Origin of the sequence: Muribacter muris (genome assembly GCF_004569585.1) — a bacterium.
In the GTDB taxonomy this organism is placed as follows: Bacteria; Pseudomonadota; Gammaproteobacteria; order Enterobacterales; family Pasteurellaceae; genus Muribacter; species Muribacter muris.
In genome coordinates, this window is sequence record NZ_SPPA01000003.1 from 1 (window position 1) to 16,469 (window position 16,469).

The 16,469-nt window shown below is 44.3% G+C and carries 18 protein-coding genes; 12 read left to right on the plus strand and 6 right to left on the minus strand.

The genetic code is table 11. The features are described from left to right. The first annotated feature begins 146 nt into the window (after positions 1-146). The 3 genes from E4T80_RS13070 to E4T80_RS01725 all read left to right on the plus strand — a co-directional run bounded on the left by E4T80_RS13070 (position 147) and on the right by E4T80_RS01725 (position 1,425). Positions 147-497 (plus strand): hypothetical protein, encoded by a 351-nt coding sequence (locus E4T80_RS13070; protein WP_228064837.1) that lies wholly within the window; start codon positions 147-149, stop codon positions 495-497. Between the two features lie 3 nt (positions 498-500). Continuing rightward, entirely contained in the window at positions 501-755 is a 255-nt protein-coding gene (locus E4T80_RS01720; protein WP_135054380.1) for a hypothetical protein, read from the plus strand. Positions 756-1,107: 352 nt separating this feature from the next. Continuing rightward, complete coding sequence (locus tag E4T80_RS01725) at positions 1,108-1,425, plus strand: hypothetical protein (protein ID WP_135054382.1); 318 nt, start codon at positions 1,108-1,110, stop codon at positions 1,423-1,425. A gap of 466 nt (positions 1,426-1,891) precedes the next feature. On the opposite strand, the gene E4T80_RS01730 is transcribed toward E4T80_RS01725, so the two are convergent. Then, positions 1,892-2,530, minus strand: a complete 639-nt coding sequence (locus tag E4T80_RS01730) for a curli polymerization inhibitor CsgI-related protein (RefSeq protein WP_135054384.1) — start codon at positions 2,528-2,530, stop codon at positions 1,892-1,894. Positions 2,531-2,669: 139 nt separating this feature from the next. Here E4T80_RS01730 and corC point away from each other — a divergent pair, with 139 nt between their 5' ends. The 4 genes from corC (at position 2,670) to E4T80_RS01750 (ending at position 6,420) form a co-directional block, all read left to right on the plus strand. After that, a complete protein-coding gene (corC, locus tag E4T80_RS01735; RefSeq protein WP_135054386.1) occupies positions 2,670-3,566 on the plus strand; it encodes a CNNM family magnesium/cobalt transport protein CorC in 897 nt (298 codons plus the stop codon). After that, the gene (gene lnt, locus E4T80_RS01740; RefSeq protein ID WP_135054388.1) at positions 3,563-5,092 is read left to right on the plus strand and encodes an apolipoprotein N-acyltransferase; all 1,530 of its coding nucleotides are present in this window, start codon (positions 3,563-3,565) and stop codon (positions 5,090-5,092) included. The genes corC and lnt overlap by 4 nt, the downstream gene beginning before the upstream one ends. 106 nt (positions 5,093-5,198) lie before the next feature. Further along, positions 5,199-5,771 carry an RNA polymerase sigma factor RpoE gene (gene rpoE, locus E4T80_RS01745; RefSeq protein ID WP_135054390.1) on the plus strand — a complete coding sequence of 191 codons (573 nt, stop codon included), beginning with the start codon at positions 5,199-5,201 and terminating at the stop codon, positions 5,769-5,771. A 31-nt stretch (positions 5,772-5,802) separates the two neighbouring features. Beyond that, on the plus strand, positions 5,803-6,420 hold the full coding sequence (locus E4T80_RS01750; protein WP_135054392.1) for a sigma-E factor negative regulatory protein: 618 nt from the start codon (positions 5,803-5,805) through the stop codon (positions 6,418-6,420). Positions 6,421-6,575: 155 nt separating this feature from the next. On the opposite strand, the gene E4T80_RS01755 is transcribed toward E4T80_RS01750, so the two are convergent. Then, the gene (locus E4T80_RS01755) at positions 6,576-7,514 is read right to left on the minus strand and encodes an IS110 family RNA-guided transposase (protein WP_135054607.1); all 939 of its coding nucleotides are present in this window, start codon (positions 7,512-7,514) and stop codon (positions 6,576-6,578) included. 413 nt (positions 7,515-7,927) lie between these two features. Further along, on the minus strand, positions 7,928-9,316 hold the full coding sequence (locus E4T80_RS01760; protein ID WP_135054394.1) for an SLC13 family permease: 1,389 nt from the start codon (positions 9,314-9,316) through the stop codon (positions 7,928-7,930). A gap of 198 nt (positions 9,317-9,514) precedes the next feature. On the opposite strand from E4T80_RS01760, the gene E4T80_RS01765 reads away from it, so the two are divergent. The 3 genes from E4T80_RS01765 to E4T80_RS01775 all read left to right on the plus strand — a co-directional run bounded on the left by E4T80_RS01765 (position 9,515) and on the right by E4T80_RS01775 (position 12,711). Beyond that, the gene (locus E4T80_RS01765; RefSeq protein ID WP_135054396.1) at positions 9,515-10,690 is read left to right on the plus strand and encodes a phosphoglycerate kinase; all 1,176 of its coding nucleotides are present in this window, start codon (positions 9,515-9,517) and stop codon (positions 10,688-10,690) included. Positions 10,691-10,763: 73 nt separating this feature from the next. Continuing rightward, on the plus strand, positions 10,764-11,843 hold the full coding sequence (gene fbaA, locus E4T80_RS01770) for a class II fructose-bisphosphate aldolase (protein ID WP_135054398.1): 1,080 nt from the start codon (positions 10,764-10,766) through the stop codon (positions 11,841-11,843). A gap of 58 nt (positions 11,844-11,901) precedes the next feature. Then, on the plus strand, positions 11,902-12,711 hold the full coding sequence (locus E4T80_RS01775) for a peptide ABC transporter ATP-binding protein (protein WP_135054400.1): 810 nt from the start codon (positions 11,902-11,904) through the stop codon (positions 12,709-12,711). Here E4T80_RS01775 and E4T80_RS01780 read toward each other — a convergent pair. Then, positions 12,708-13,502 carry an NAD(P)-binding domain-containing protein gene (locus tag E4T80_RS01780; protein WP_135054401.1) on the minus strand — a complete coding sequence of 265 codons (795 nt, stop codon included), beginning with the start codon at positions 13,500-13,502 and terminating at the stop codon, positions 12,708-12,710. The genes E4T80_RS01775 and E4T80_RS01780 overlap by 4 nt on opposite strands. Before the next feature lie 123 nt (positions 13,503-13,625). On the opposite strand from E4T80_RS01780, the gene E4T80_RS01785 reads away from it, so the two are divergent. Further along, on the plus strand, positions 13,626-14,264 hold the full coding sequence (locus E4T80_RS01785) for a nitroreductase family protein (protein ID WP_135054402.1): 639 nt from the start codon (positions 13,626-13,628) through the stop codon (positions 14,262-14,264). A 315-nt stretch (positions 14,265-14,579) separates the two neighbouring features. Next, the gene (locus E4T80_RS01790; protein WP_135054404.1) at positions 14,580-14,885 is read left to right on the plus strand and encodes a hypothetical protein; all 306 of its coding nucleotides are present in this window, start codon (positions 14,580-14,582) and stop codon (positions 14,883-14,885) included. Between the two features lie 28 nt (positions 14,886-14,913). On the opposite strand, the gene E4T80_RS01795 is transcribed toward E4T80_RS01790, so the two are convergent. Then, entirely contained in the window at positions 14,914-15,957 is a 1,044-nt protein-coding gene (locus E4T80_RS01795) for an AI-2E family transporter (protein WP_135054406.1), read from the minus strand. A gap of 137 nt (positions 15,958-16,094) precedes the next feature. After that, positions 16,095-16,466, minus strand: a complete 372-nt coding sequence (locus E4T80_RS01800; RefSeq protein WP_135054408.1) for a cytochrome b562 — start codon at positions 16,464-16,466, stop codon at positions 16,095-16,097. Positions 16,467-16,469 lie beyond the last annotated feature (3 nt).

Sequence of the window (16,469 nt, forward strand, 5' to 3'; positions counted from 1 at the left end):
TTAATTCACCATTGCCATATTTTAGAAACGGGTAATGAATCTTATCGATTTAAACATCGTAATTAAGAAATAATAAAAGTGGATCACTTTTAAAGGATCTTTGTGGTTCAATTTTGGAAGATCATTGACACCCCCCCCAAGCCTCAATGATTATTACGATTGCAAATGAATTAGGGGTTAGCCTTAACTATTTGCTTACTGGTGAATTAGACGAACAATTGCCACAACAAGAACATCAGCGAGTAGTTATCGCTGCGGCTCAAGATAAGGAGGTAAATAGACAAAACGATGATATGGCATTCATTAGCAAAAAACGTTTGATTACAGCCATAGAAACGTTAGAAGAAATTTTAGAAATAAGGCAAAGGGTGATGACTTCGGAGAACAAAGCCCAAATGGTGTGGATTATCTATGGACTGCTTTCCGAAGATGAAACCGATGATAAAGAAAATAATAATACTTTCATTGTTCAACTTGCAGAAAAATTAGTAGCGTAACTTATGGATAAACAAGCATTTTTAAATTTAATTGATGATAGTTCTAGCCCTAAAGGGCAAAAGCCTAACCAGCATCCCTCTCAAATTATAAACTATGTTGAAGGTAACGTTATTGGGATTCAGAATAACATTTATCATACAGACATAGATACGAACGAGAATCTAACAGAAGATAATAAACGAGAAATTAGGGCTATGATTGATAAATTTGAAAAGCAGAACAGGCAAAGAGGGGGACAATCGGCAAATGATGACTAAAATTGGTTTAAAACCCTTTTAAAACCTACCCAAGTTATGCAAAAAGTTTCGCAAAAATAGCCCATTTTCAACCATTTTTGCCCATTTTGCTTTTTGCATAACATTCAAAACCAAAAATGCGGAGAGCCTTGCAATTCCTAGCTTCTCCGCATTTTTTTCGCACCAAATTATTTCTTCTTTAGTTATGCAAAAAGAATCAGTACCCCATAAAAAGTCAAACTGCTGATGCTAGTTTTCATTTTGTTGAGGCTGAAGATGAACAATTAGCTGCTTTTCGTGCTGTAGGGTATATTGCTCAACAGTTGTATTTAGGATATGGAAAAAGCGTGAACTTTACGATTGAGAAAATTGAGTGCGTGAAAAAATGAATTCAATGAAAGTGCTAATGGGCATTCTGACTGCTAGTATTTCTGTTATCGCTATAGTTGCTATAGCATTTACCGTTAGGACTTTCTCTTCCCCTGCTCAGACAGGGGAAGAGCTATTTAAGCAAGCGCAACAGATAACACGTGATGCAGAAAAGTTAGTTATTGAGGCTATAAGTAATCCAGAAGTTAAGTTTAGTGACGTAGAAAAGCAATTTAAAAAGAGTTTTAGTCTGTATAAAGATGCTTTTTCACGAGGGTATTTGCCAGCAGAGAGAAAGTTGTTACAGCTGAAAATGCGCTAGCTTTCCAGTATCGATATACCTTCAAAGAATGCTCTAAGGCAAGGCGTTTATATAATGAGGTTATTGCACAGGATGCTTATTTGAGAGAAAAAGCAAAAGCTTTAGATGATTAGCTGATTGGTATCTTTATGGTTTCTGTGGTGTTACAGATTATGATAAGGCTGAGAAATTATATGCTCAAGCTTGTAGTCTAGGTTATTCATCAGCTTGTACAAGCCGTAAGATGTTACCGCACAATATTAAACGGTTGGAAGAGCATAGAGCTAGAACAAAAGCTAATCAATAACTCAGCTCAATCACTATCAGATCCCTTCTTTTCCGAAGGGATTTTTATTTTTGCAAAAATCGGGTAACACTGACCGCTTGTGAGCGGTGAAATATGACTGACAAGCGGTCTGCTTCTTACTGATTGAAACAGAACAAACGGATAAGCCGATGCATTTGCAATGTGCTAGCTAATTTTCCGCTATTGTTTTTTCACCCAATCTAAGAAGCGTTTTTGGGTATTTTTATCGGCTTGTTGGAACCAATATTGTAATTGTTGTTCGGCAATATTTTCACCTTGTACGGTGATTTTGCCTTTTGATGTTTTAGTATTTTGCACAACAGCGGCTGTGTTAGCCGCCAGATTTTTCACGGCAGCGTTGCTGTTACCGGCATTGTAATGTGCCAGATTGTCGACAATATGAGAATTTGGCATAAAGCCTTCGCCTTTTAAATAATCTTGTTGGTAGTTTAAAGTCTTACCAGATGTGGTTTTTAGCTCGAAAGTGGGTGATTTTTTAAATTTAGAGATTGCTAGATCGGTTTGAAGGTTAGGCGCATTGAGCTTTACATCTTCGTCGCTACCGTTAAAACGGATAACGATAGGTTGCGATTCAAAAAAATGTTTATCCGAACCGGATTGATACAGACTCGATACTTCAACAACGACCTGATGTTCTTTGTTTTCGCTGACTTGCAAATGAGTGCCTTTTTTTACTTTTTGACCGTCAAATGCAAGAATTGTGAGGTTAGATGAGCTCGTGAGTGTTCCTGCCAGTGCGGTTGTCGAGAGACTAAACGCAGCTAATGAGAGCGCAATGCGGGCAAATTTTGTCATCATTTATTCCTTAATCAGTGAGAAAAAATTGCTTATATCCTATGCTAAATTTATGTAAATAGAAAGCGTCTATAGGCGATTTTGTCGATTTTTGCTAAGATTTGTGATAATTTTTACAAATTATTTTTAATGAGTATATTCAATGAGTGATGACCAACATAGCGTAAATACGCTGGATAAAAAACCGTTTTTTAAGTCGTTATTTAGTGGCTTATTTCAGCAGGAGCCGAAAAATCGTGAGGATTTGGTTGAGGTAATTCGGGATTCTGCTGAAAACGAATTGATTGATAGTGACACCAAAGAGATGATCGAAGGGGTAATGGAAATCTCCGAGTTGCGTGTGCGGGATATTATGATTCCCCGCCCGCAAATTGTGTCGATTGATGCCAACCAGCCCCTTGAACAGTGCGTGGATATTATTATTGAATCGGCACACTCCCGTTTTCCTGTAATTCGGGACGGCAAGGAAACGATCGAGGGAATTTTACTTGCAAAAGATTTACTTAAATACCTTCGCTCCGATTCCGAACCTTTTGATATGGAAGCGATTTTACGTCCGGCGGTGATTGTACCGGAAAGTAAGCGGGTTGATCGAATGTTAAAAGAGTTCCGTTCCGAGCGTTTTCATATGGCGATTGTGGTCGATGAATTTGGTGCTGTTTCGGGATTGGTTACGATTGAAGATATTTTGGAGCAGATTGTCGGCGATATTGAAGATGAGTTTGATGAGGAAGAAATTGAACCGATTCGTCAGCTTTCACAGCATACCTATGCGGTTTCTGCCCTCACGGATATTGAGAAGTTTAACCAGCAATTTGCAGTGCAATTTGATGATGAAGAAGTCGATACGGTGGGCGGCTTAGTGATGCAGGCTTTCGGGCATTTACCAAAGCGGGGCGAAGAAATTGAGTTAAAGGGAATGGTGTTTAAAGTAACCTCGGCAGACAGCCGCCGTTTAATTCAGTTGCGAGTAAAAGTGAGCGATGAACAGCTTGCTCAAATGGCAGGTAATGAACCCAAAGAGAGCCTGAGCGAATGATGATTGCAAAAAAATCCTCGTTTCTGGCCTCTTGCTTAAGCCTGATGTTAGGGGGAATTGGCGTCTTAGCGTATTCTCCCTTTGATTATTGGGGCGTGAGCTTTCTTTCAGCATTCGGTTTAATCTGGTTAGCGACCCAGCCACATCAAAAAGGTGCCTTACTGAGTGTTTTTCTTTGGGGGCTTAGCTATTTTGCAGTGGGGGTAAATTGGGTACAGGTCAGTATGATCCAATTTGGTGGCGTTCCTGAAGTTGTTAGCTATCTGGCGGTGGTGCTATTAGCTGCCTATCTTGCACTTTATCCGCTACTTTTCGGTTATCTATCCCAACGTTTTAAGCTGACAAACCCTTGGATTTTAGCCAGCCTATTTACCTTGACGGAATATTTGCGGGAAGTTGTCTTTACCGGTTTTCCTTGGTTGCAGTTTGGGTATAGCTTGATTGATAGCCCGTTTGCCCGACTGGCTCAACTGTTTGGAGTGGAGGGGCTGACTTTCTTTGTGATCCTGACAAGCGGTTACTTAGTGCAAATTTTTCGCCACTTTACAACAAAGCAGCACAATCTGACCGCTTGCTTTAGCCTTTGCATCATCGTCATTTTTGCTTGGACGAGTCGCTTTGTACAATTTGTTGAAGTCGATAACAGCAAACCGCCGGTAACGATCAGCCTGATTCAAGGGAATATTGAGCAGAAGATGAAATGGGATCCGGCGTATTTCAATGAAACATTGCAAACCTACCAGCGTTTGATCGGGCAAGTCTTAGGTAAAAGTGAGGTGATTATCCTGCCGGAGTCGGCAATTCCAGCGTTGGAAAGCCAGATTGAGCCGCTGTTGAATCAGCTTCAAATCGCGGCAGCAGAAAAAGGCAGTGAACTGATTATTGGCACATTGCACCAAAGTGAGCGGGGGCTATTTAATAGCGCAGTGGTGGTCGGCAATCCGGAAATGCCTTATGCGTTGGCAAGTTCACCTCGTTACAATAAACATCATCTTGTGCCTTTTGGTGAATATGTACCGTTTGGCAGTTTGCTAGATTGGATGCGGGAGGTGTTTGTGTTGCCAATCAATTTATCGCAAGGTGATTATATTCAGTCGCCTTTGATTGCAGGCAAGCGCCGCTTTAATTTAGCGATTTGTTATGAAATTATCTATGGCGAGCAGGTGCAGCAAAATCAAAAAGCAGGTAATGCCGATTATCTTCTCACCATTTCTAATGATGCGTGGTTTGGTACGAGCATTGGACCTTGGCAGCATTTCCAGATGGCTCGAATGAGAGCGTTAGAGCTGGGGAAACCTTTAGTGCGGTCGACCAATACAGGTGTTACGGCGTTTATTGACGAGAATGGTAAATTAATAGCACAACTGCCACAGTTTGAAGCCGATACTTTGACGGCTACGTTGCATTCAACCGTAGGGAAAACGTGGTTTGCCGAGTTTGGGCGTTGGTTGATTTGGGCAATCTGTGCGGTTGTTATCCTTATTGGCTGGGGGAAACGGCTGCGTGGTTTCCAACCGAAAGATTAATTTATTTTTAGAATTCAATGATGAGAGTGAACTTTTTCTTCTTCCAAACGACTAATAAAGCGTGCGGAGCGAATAAAAAGCGTAGTAGTTAGGAGAACGCAAATAGATGAGTGAGCAAATAACCGATCAAGCATTGGTTGAGCTTGCACAACAAGGTGATAAAAAAGCATTTAATTTACTCGTCGTGCGTTATCAAAATAGAGTCGCAGGATTGCTGACACGCTATGTCGCACGAGACGATATTCCCGATATTGTGCAAGAATCTTTTATTAAGGCCTACCGTTCATTAGAGTCTTTCCGTGGGGAAAGTGCTTTTTACACTTGGCTTTATCGTATAGCGGTCAATACCGCCAAAAACCATTTAACCTCGTTAGGCAGACGTCCGCCCAAAGAAGATATTTTGGCGGAAGATGCCGAAAGTTATGACAGTGGCGTACACCTTCGGGAAGCCGATACACCGGAAAATTTAATTCTATCCGAAGAATTAAAACGGGTGGTGTTTGAAACGATTGAAGGGCTGCCGGCGGATCTGAAAACCGCTATTACCCTCAGGGAGTTGGAAGGGCTGAGTTATGAGGAGATCGCCGAAGCGATGCAATGCCCGATCGGTACAGTACGTTCTCGCATTTTCAGAGCGAGAGAAGCGATTGATGAAAAAATTAATCCTTTAATTCAATAATTTAAAAAAACGAATAGCACCGGAGTTATCTATGCAACATAAAGAATCACTTTCCGCCTATATGGACGGCGACAATGTAAGCGGTGAGTTCACTGAGACATTGTGTCAAGACGAGGCGTTACAAAAGAAATGGGCGAGCTATCATCTTGCCCGTAGCGTAATGCGTGGTGAAGACATTCTGCTTGGTGCAGATTTTTCTGCCAAAATGGAAGCATTGATTGAGAATGAGACGATCGAAAAAGCCCCTGCACAATTGGAAAAACCGCGTGGTTTATTGTTAACGTTGAAACGTTGGAGTATGCCGTTAATGCAAGCAGGTATTGCGGCATCGGTCTGTTTGATGGCGGTTTTCGGGGTGAACTATCTGAAATCCGGCGATGAGGTCGCACAGCAGTTAGAACAGCCGATTTTGCAAACCTTGCCTTTGGCAAGCTCCATTCAAACGGTGAGCTATAACACACCGACAAAAGAGCAACCGTCAGCAGAACAGCTTGAAGATCAGCAACGTCGTTTGAACGTGCTAATTCAAAATCACGAATTACAACGCAGAACAATGAACAGCCAAGTTACACCAACAGAAGAAGAAAAGGCAAAAGCGCAAACCTCTGCGGTGGAGACACAAACTCCTCAAACAGTCGATGAGAAATAAATTTTAAAGCCTAATGTTGCCCCTTCTATAAGGGAGAGGGCATTTCTTCTTTGCAAATTTTCTCGGATAATAGACCGCTTGTCAGCAAGGCAAGCGGTCTTTTCTTATCGACTTTTTATAGTAGCAACTGTATCCCCAAATCTTGGAAAGAGACATTAAACAGCCAGAGGCTGCCACTGTGAGCCATCACGGATGATGGCGTTAATCACGGTCAAAAGTTTACGCATACAGGCATTAAGTGCCACTTTAAAGGGCTTGCCTTTTGCCCGTAGGCGTTCATAAAATGCGTTGAACTTGGGTTCGTGTTTTCGGGCGACATTGGCTGCTTGATATAACACGTTGCGAACCGCTTTGCGACCGCCTGAGCAACGGCTTTTCCACTTGGTGTTGCCACTCTCTTTCGGGTGCGGCGCGACACCCACCAGCGAAGCGATTTGCTTGTACTTAAGCTGCCCCAGTTCGGGTAACATTGACACCAAAGTCGCCGTGGTTATCGGTCCGATGCCTTTGATGTCTTTAAACTTTTTTGCCTTGTCGTCAAAGGCTAAGGTGGCTTGTGCAATGGCATTTTCCGGCTCAGCAATGAGACGGTCAAAATGGGCAATCAGCTGTTCGACACTCGCCTTTTGACTGGCGTGGATAATCGTCAAGCGGTTTTTCTCCGCCACACGTATTGCCACAACAAGCTGCGTACGGCGTAGCACAAGGGCTTCTAACTGCGCTTGCTCAGGTGTTGGAGGCGTATAAAGCCGTGTGTCAACCTCGCCATACAAGACCAACATTTGAGCGTATGATGCCGGCATTTTGGCGTCTTTGGCATCGGTTTTCGCCAAGGATTTAGAGAGGGAAAACAGATGCGCTTGGTGAGGATTGGCAATCACCACGCGAAAGTCCGCACGATAAAGGGCTTTGGCAAGCGGGATTTCCAGCCCGCTTGTGCTTTCAAGGACGATTAAGTCCACATTTGCGGATTTTTGCAGGTATTCGACCGCCTGTTGAATCCCTTTGGGATGGTGAGTAAAGGTTTTGGTCTGTTTGCGACCGCTTAATCCCACAACAAAATGGCGTTTGGCAACATCTATACCACAGTAAATTTGTCCGTTCACTGTCACCTGCCTTGTATTCGGGTGCTATGCGTGCAACTGTACGGTTTTTGTGATGAATGTTATCGGCTCTCTAAGCTACGGGACGAAGTGCTTTCGAGGGACACAACGAGATGCCGATAACGGGTTATGTTGCGGAGTATAACTTAATTTAGATATACGAGGGACACACTGCGTGTGTCCGGATTTTAACCTATTGAAATAATTTGATTTTTATAAAGGACACACGCAGTGTGTCCCTACATTCTGTTAAAATGTCTATTTTTGTGCATTTGCTACATAATACCGTAAAATCGTTAAAGTGAGGCGATTTTATAATGGACGCCAGCATGGCGTCCCTACAATGATATTGAAATTGCTATTTTGTGCTTGGCTACATAATACCGTGCTTTTTGTAAATTCTCTTACCACCAAGTCATCCAGAAGAAATAAGAGAGCGAACCGATAACGGCAACGCAGGCGAGGTTAAGGATAATCCCCACTTTAACCATTTCGCTCTGTTTGATATAGCCCGTTGAGAACACAATCGCATTTGGCGGGGTAGCAATCGGCAACATAAAGGCACAAGACGCTCCGCAGGCGATAATCGCGGCAAGGGATACCGGTGGTAAACCCAAACCGTTTGCGACCGAGATGTAAATCGGCATTAGCAGAGCGGCACTGGCGGTATTGGAGGTAAATTCGGTTAAAAAGACGATAAAGGCGGTCATTACAATCGTCATCACCAGCCAATGCTGTGCGCCGATAAAGTGAACGATTGTATCGGCAAGAATTTTACTTGCACCGGTTTCCCGTAACACAATACTTAGCACTAAACCGCCGCCGAATAACATCAAGACGCTCCATTCAGTTCGGGATTGAATTTGTTGCCAGCTTGCCGTGTTACAGACACAAAACGCCAAGACGGCAACCATTGCGATCACCGCATCAAAGTTTTTAATTTGATAATTTAATGCCAGTAATTCCCGTAATAGCGGTTCAATTTTGCTACTCAAAACTAATAAAATAGCGGTAACAGAGAAGATCACAAGGGTTGTAATACGTTGCGGTGTGAGGGGGATGGTTTCAACATTTGCTTCAAATTTGACGTTAAAGTTCGGGCGTAATACCACTAGGAGTGTGATGACCATCGCAATCATCAGCAAAACGGCAACAGGCATTCCGTAAGGCAGCCACTCGGAAAAGCTGATTTTCAGTTGAGAGGCGAGAATTGCATTCGGCGCACTGCCGACCAAAGTCCCGATACCGCCAATGCTAGAGCTAAATGCAATGCCGAGTAACACAAACACATAAAGCGCACGGTTCGTTTTGAGATCAACCTGATGCAAAATGCCAAGCGTAAGCGGCAGCATCATTGCTGCCACTGCCGTATTATTGATAAACAGAGAAAGCAGTGCCGTTACACCAAATAGGTAGATAACCGTCAGTTTTAAATTGCCTTTGGCAAGTCGGATAATATGGCTGGCAATCCATAAATCAATTTTCTGAATATTGAGTACCGCTGCAATGACAAAACCGCCGAAGAACATAAAAATAATCGGTTCGGAGAAGGGGGCAAACGCCGCTTTGGTGGGCAGTACGTTGAGGGCGATGGCAAAGACGGGAATCATTAACGAGGTTACGGTGATATTAAAGGCTTCGGTCAGCCACAAAACGCCGACAAAAATCAGCAAAGCCAGCCCACGATTTTCTTGCGCTGAAAAGGGCAGCCAGTTGAGAAGGCAGAAGAATAAAATGAGATCGAGAGCAAGAATAATCCCGCCTCTCAGTGGATTTTTTGTTGTGCTTGACATAAGCTTATCCTATTTTGTTGTTAATTTTTGCTAAAATGTAGTCAGTTTTTGCATTTTTGTCGAGTAACAAATTAATTTTTTTAATGAAGAAAATCCGACAAAATTCAAGAATAATTTGATCTACATTCGCCTAATTTGCGGTGAAACTGATATAATCCAACGGTTTTTTATTTTTGAAAATCAAAAGAGGAACTCACTATGTCCGTAAAAAAAATGGCAGACCTTGATCTTGCAGGTAAGCGTCTTTTTATTCGTGCCGACCTTAATGTGCCGGTAAAAGACGGTGTAGTTACATCAGATGCCCGTATTCGTGCAACCATTCCGACCTTAAAACTCGCCCTACAAAAAGGGGCAAAAGTGATGGTAACGTCTCACTTAGGTCGTCCGACTGAAGGGGTATTTGAAGAATCCAACTCGTTACAACCTGTGGTCGATTATCTGAATAAAGCGGATTTAGGCGTGCCGGTACGTTTAGTGCGTGATTATTTAGACGGCGTGGACGTAAAAGAAAACGAAATCGTCGTGCTTGAAAATGTGCGTATCAACAAAGGTGAGAAGAAAAACGATCCTGAATTAGCCAAAAAATATGCGGCACTTTGCGATGTATTTGTGATGGACGCTTTCGGCACGGCACACCGTGCGGAAGGCTCGACTTACGGCGTGGCAGAATATGCGCCTGTCGCTTGTGCCGGCCCATTATTAGCCGCTGAATTAGAGGCATTAGGCAAAGCGTTAAAAGAGCCGCAACGTCCGATGTTAGCGATTGTCGGCGGTTCTAAAGTCTCCACAAAATTAACCGTGTTAGACTCGCTGTCTAAAATTGCCGATCAGCTCATTGTGGGCGGTGGTATTGCGAATACCTTTATTGCGGCACAAGGGCATAACGTGGGTAAATCCCTTTATGAAGCGGATTTAATCCCTGAAGCGCAGCGTTTATCCCAAGCGACTAATATTCCGGTGCCGGTGGACGTGCGTGTCGGCACGGAGTTTTCCGACACTGCCCCTGCAACCCATAAAGCAGTGAATGAAGTGGCAGCGGACGAGTCTATTTTCGATATCGGCGATAAATCGGCGGAAGAACTGGCGAATATTATCCGTAATGCAAAAACAATTTTGTGGAACGGGCCGGTTGGCGTGTTTGAATTTCCAAACTTCCGCAAAGGGACGGAAGTGATCTCAAATGCGATTGCCGAAGCAACCGCTAACGGTGCATTCTCAATTGCAGGCGGTGGCGATACACTAGCGGCGATTGATTTATTTGGCATTGCCGATAAAATTTCCTACATTTCAACCGGTGGCGGTGCGTTCTTAGAATTTGTGGAAGGCAAAGTCTTACCGGCGGTTGAAATTTTAGAAAAACGTGCAAACGGCTAAGGTTATTCTGATGTAGGGACGCATTTTTGCGTCCCAAGAATAGTGAATTATCTTAAATCATAAGGAACTCAAAATGGTAAAATTATTAGACATCGTAAAACCGGGTGTAGTAACGGGTGATGACGTTCAAAAAGTATTTGCGTTTGCAAAAGCAAATAACTTCGCAATCCCTGCGGTAAACTGTGTCGGTACAGACTCTGTGAATGCGGTATTGGAAACGGCAGCCCGTGTTAAAGCGCCGGTTATCGTGCAATTCTCAAACGGCGGCGCACAATTCTATGCCGGTAAAGGTTTAAAATCGGCAAGCGGTGCACGTAATGACGTATTAGGTGCTGTTGCCGGTGCAAAACACGTTCACGAATTGGCGAAAGAGTACGGCGTACCGGTTATTCTTCACACCGACCACGCAGCGAAAAACTTATTGCCTTGGATTGACGGCTTATTAGATGCGGGCGAAAAATTCTTTGCGGAAACCGGTAAACCGCTATTCTCTTCCCATATGATTGACCTTTCTGAAGAGCCAATCGAAGAAAATATGGAAATCTGTAAAAAATACCTTGAGCGTATGAACAAAATGGAAATGACCCTTGAGATCGAAATCGGGATCACCGGCGGTGAAGAAGACGGCGTGGATAATTCCGATGTTGATGAAGCCCGTTTATACACTCAACCGTCCGAAGTGTTATACGTTTACGACCAGCTCAATCCGGTCAGCCCACGTTTCACCATTGCGGCGGCATTCGGGAACGTACACGGCGTGTACAAACCGGGTAATGTGAAATTAAAACCGTCTATCTTAGGTGATTCACAAAAATTTGTGTCTGCCGAACGTAACCTCCCGCACAATTCATTAGATTTCGTATTCCACGGCGGTTCAGGCTCAAGCCGTGAAGAGATCCGTGAAGCGATCAGCTATGGTGCAATCAAAATGAACATTGATACCGATACACAATGGGCATCTTGGGACGGTATTTTACAGTTCTACAAAGCAAACCACGAGTATTTGCAAGGTCAATTAGGCAACCCGACCGGTCCTGACGCACCGAACAAAAAATACTACGATCCACGCGTATGGTTACGCAAAATGGAAGAGTCGATGTCTAAACGCTTAGAGCAATCTTTCGAAGACTTAAACTGCGTAAACGTGCTGTAATTTGTAAACTTTTAACTTGATCAGACCGCTTGTACAAGCGGTCTTTTTCCATTTGAAAATGACAATACTGCTTGATATTCAACATCTGACCAAACGTTTTCAAGATCGGGTCGGATTATTCCGCCGCCAAACCTTTTATGCGGTGAAAGATGTCTCTTTCACCCTCAATCGGCAAGAAACCTTAGCGATTATCGGGGCGAACGGGGCGGGCAAATCGACCTTAGCGAAAATGTTAGTCGGCATTACCGAGCCGACGTCCGGCACAATGCTGTTTCACGGTCAGCCGCTGACCTTTGGCGATTACGCCTTTCGGGCAAAGAAGATCCGAATGATTTTTCAAGATCCGAACGATGCGTTTGATCCGAATTACAATATCGGGCAAATTTTGGATTCACCGCTTAAACTGGCGATTTCACTCTCGGAAGAGCAACGCAATATGCGGATTTTCAGAGCTTTGAAATTAGTCGGAATGTACCCCGAACATACCCTTGTGCCGATTAAACACACCTCCAGCAGCCAAAAACAGCGGATTGCACTGGCACGGGCGTTAATTCTCAACCCTGAAATTATTATTGTGGACGATACGCTCAGTGCGGTGGATTTTTCCGTACGCAGCCAACTGATTAACCTAATGCTGAATTTGCAGGAGCGGTTGGGGCTGGCGTACATTTATATCGGGCAGAATTTGGGGATTATCAAACACCTTGCCGATAAATTGATGGTAATGGAGAACGGTGAAGTGGTCGAGTATGGCGATACCAAACAGATTTTACTCAATCCGCAGCACCCGATAACTCAACGGCTGATCGAAAACCACTTCGGAAAACCGCTCACCGAAGAAGCGTGGGCGGCGGTTTCTCAAAGTTAAATCATCGAATCGGGATCGGGAAATTGGTAACGGAAGCCAAGTTCCCGCTCAATTTTGGTGGCGAGAATGACCCGATCAAGCGGGGCATTATCCGCTAAAAAATGCAAATCGGCTAATCCAAGTCGGCGGGCGATACGGCGATAATAGTCGCTGCGGGTCGGGTGGTGTGGCGCACATAAATGATAGAGCCGTTGCCCGTTTGGGTGGCACAGTAGCGTATAAATTGCCTGAATACAATCTTGTAAATGCACTAAATTGACCGGCTGATTGGCATTGGCAAGTTGCGATTTGCCGGCTAAAGCATAGACGGGATGACGCTGTTTGCCGACCAAACCCGCCAAGCGTAAAATATCCGCTTCAATGGCTAAACCGCCCAGCCAATGTTCCAGCTCAATCAGTGTGTTGCTTGTGGCATTGTCCGCTTCCGGCTTACTGTTCTCATCAAATCGACCGGCACGCTGAGGTAATACGGAGGTCGAACTGATGAAAATAATATGGCGTACTTTTTGCAACATCGCCTGTTTAACTAACCGCGTGATCCCCTGTTGATAGCCGATTAAATCAGCACGGTTGGGTGGAACGGCAATCACCATTGCCCGACTATTGCATAACCCATTCGGTATTGAACGGCTGCCCAACTCAAAGGGATAAAGGCTAATCCCCCGCTTAGCCAATGTATTTTGCTGATCCGCTGTTCGCTTTGACCCGCTAACCTGCCAGCCTCGCTCGGCTAAAAACTCGGCTAACGGCAAGCCTAACCAACCAAGCCCGATAATCGTAACGCTTTGCATTTTACCCCCACAGCATAAAAGAATGAAGTTTGATTTATTTCAATTTCAATAGAAAAAAGCCTGAAAAAATCGGCAATCTGTTTAGAATAGATTGTTTGGAAATGTACTAAAAGAGGAAAAAGAATGGAACTTATTGATGCGATAATGCAACGTAAAACGATAAAATTATTTGATGAAAAGGTCAAAATCGAGCGGGCAGAATTAGCCGAAATGCTTGCTCTTGCCCAGCTTGCTCCCTCTAAAGCTAATTTGCAGCCTTGGCGGTTTGTCGTGATTGATGATCCGGCAAAGACAGCGCAGCTCAGTGATAAAGTGGCGTTTAACGCGCCGCCTTGTGAGAGTGCGGCGGCGGTGATTTTGATTTTAGCGGATCGCCATTATGATCAACTACTGCCGACTATTGTTGAATGCTCCGTGGAACAGGGCTGTTTGGACGCAGCATTTAAACAGCGAACGTTAGATTTTCTCACTAAAATGCACCAACATTTGAGTGATACAGCGATCCGAGATCAGGTGCTTATTGATGCCAGCTTAGCGGCAATGCAGCTAATGCTGGTGGTTAAAGCGAAGGGGTATGACAGCCACGCCATTGGGATTTTTGATCGTGATGCGGTATTATCAATGCTGGAGGTGGATCAGACACGTTATCTGCCGGTAATGTTACTGGCAATCGGTAAAGCGGCTGTGCCGGCAATTCCTAGCGCAAGGCTGCCCCTTGAATACACTGTTGCGTGGAATAACGGCAAGGATTTTGGCACATAATATCCAGCAAGCGGTGGGTTATTCTCCAAAATTAACGGTATTATGTAGCAAATGCACAAATATAGACATTTTAACAGAATGTAGGGACACATTGCGTGTGTCCTTTATAAAAATCAAAGTATTTCAATCGGTTAAAATCCGGACACACGCAGTGTGTCCCTACAAATAAACAAAAACAACGTTGTGTAACTGCTACATAATATTGAAAATTAACAAAATGATGCTGATATGCGACCGCTTGTCAAACGAGAAGCGGATTGATTGTTGTACGCTGAATAAGTAGAATGAGCGAAAATAGATAGAGGGAAATTCACAATGAAGAAATGGTTATTATTGGGGATTGCTGTGCTATTGGCGGCTTGTTCTACCCCGATGCAGCAGAGCAGTGTGCCGCTGGATACGAAAGCCGTAGCAGACTATCAGCAGCGGATACACAATGCCGAAGCAGGCAAAGCAACGGTAGATAAGGTGTGGGAGCTTAATCAGAGTGATAAACGCCCGAAGGTGGTTAAAGTCGTGGTGCACCCCTATCCCTATGCTTCGCCGAGTGTCTATTACGGCTGGGGAAGAAACGGCTACGGGCATTATCCCGGCGTTGGAATACGCCTAGGTTACGATTAAGCCACGCTCACTGTTTTTATCTTGGCGGTTAGCGCTCTTTTTCTGCCACTTCGCCGAGTAATCCGGCATAGCGAATCGTGGTCGGGCTGGATTCTAAAGCGATTTTGAGTGCCATTGTCAGCGGTACGGATAACAGCATTCCCACCGTACCGAGCAACCAGCCCCAAAAGAGAAGCGATAAAAACACCACTAATGTGGAAAGCCCTAGGGTTCTGCCCATCATTCTCGGTTCAAGCACATTGCCGATCACCATATTGATACCGATAACCCCGACAGCCACCCCTAATCCCGTTGAAAAGCCATTGAGCAGCAAGGCTTGCAGAACAATTGGCACACTGGCAATAATCGAACCGATATTGGGGATATAGTTAAGCAAAAAGCTAAGTGTTGCCCATAGCACTGCATATTGCACCCCGCACAGTTCTAGCAGTAGCCAAACGCCGAAGCCGGTGAGTAGGCTGACGAAGGTTTTCACTCCCAAATAGCTGATGACCCCTTGCAGTACCCGATCAATATGATTTTCTTTGTCGGCGAGATGCTGGGGATCCCCGCTTAATGCCACGGCGAGTTTATGCTTGGCGGTTGGCGCTTCAAGGAGCATAAAGACTACCACGAGCAGCAGGACAAAGGTGTTGGTTACGACCCCTGAAAAGCTCAATAATAGACGGCTGATAAAATTCATCATCACGCTCGGGTCGAGCTGGTCGAGTAAGTTTTCTTTGGAAACGCTAATCGGTATATGCCACTGTTCTGCCAGTTGGAGCAAGGTCGTCAGACGCTCAGATAGCAGGATTTTGTATTGAGGAATGGAGGCGGTAAACTCACGAATTGTACTGTTGATTAAACCGGCAAGAAAGAAAAAGATCGACACAAACAGCACAAAAAGGAGCGTAATGGCGACCCCAAGCGGCACTTTGCGATCGGTCATCAGCTTAATCAGCGGCGAGCAAATAATCGCAATAAAGAGCGACAATAAAAACGGTACAACGATTTCTGCCGATAGCTTAATTCCCGCCAAAATAATGACGAGCGAGGCGGCGGCAACGAAGAGACGGGTGAGTGATTTTTCCATAGGCGTTAGAGTGAAAGCGGTCGGTTTAGCCGAATATTTTACGAAATTATGTTACCGTTGCAAAATGTGAACCGAGTGCGTGCCACATTATCGTGATATTTTGCAGATTGTTCAGCGTATCCGACCGCTTGTAGTGATTATTTATATTCCGAATGGTAAAGCTTTTTAAGCGCATTAAGTTGTGCGGCAGTCGCTTTCGCTTCGGTTAATTTGCCTTGTTCGGCGAGCAGTTTCGCTTGACTTACCACATCAATGACTTCCTGCATTCCTTGTTGATAGCCGGCAAACTGGCTTTGATCGCCGTTAAGGCTGCGGGGCATTTTGCCTTTTGCTTGATTTGCCGCTTCGATAAATTTGTCGGCACTTTGTTGAAATGCTTCGGCGGAGTCAGCATTAAGCAACTGCCCGACTTGGCGGTTCATTTGAAACATTTCGATCGACACGTTTGCCACTGATACGGTGGCAAATGCAAGACTGAATAGGGCGATTGCCCATTTTACGCACTTCATCAC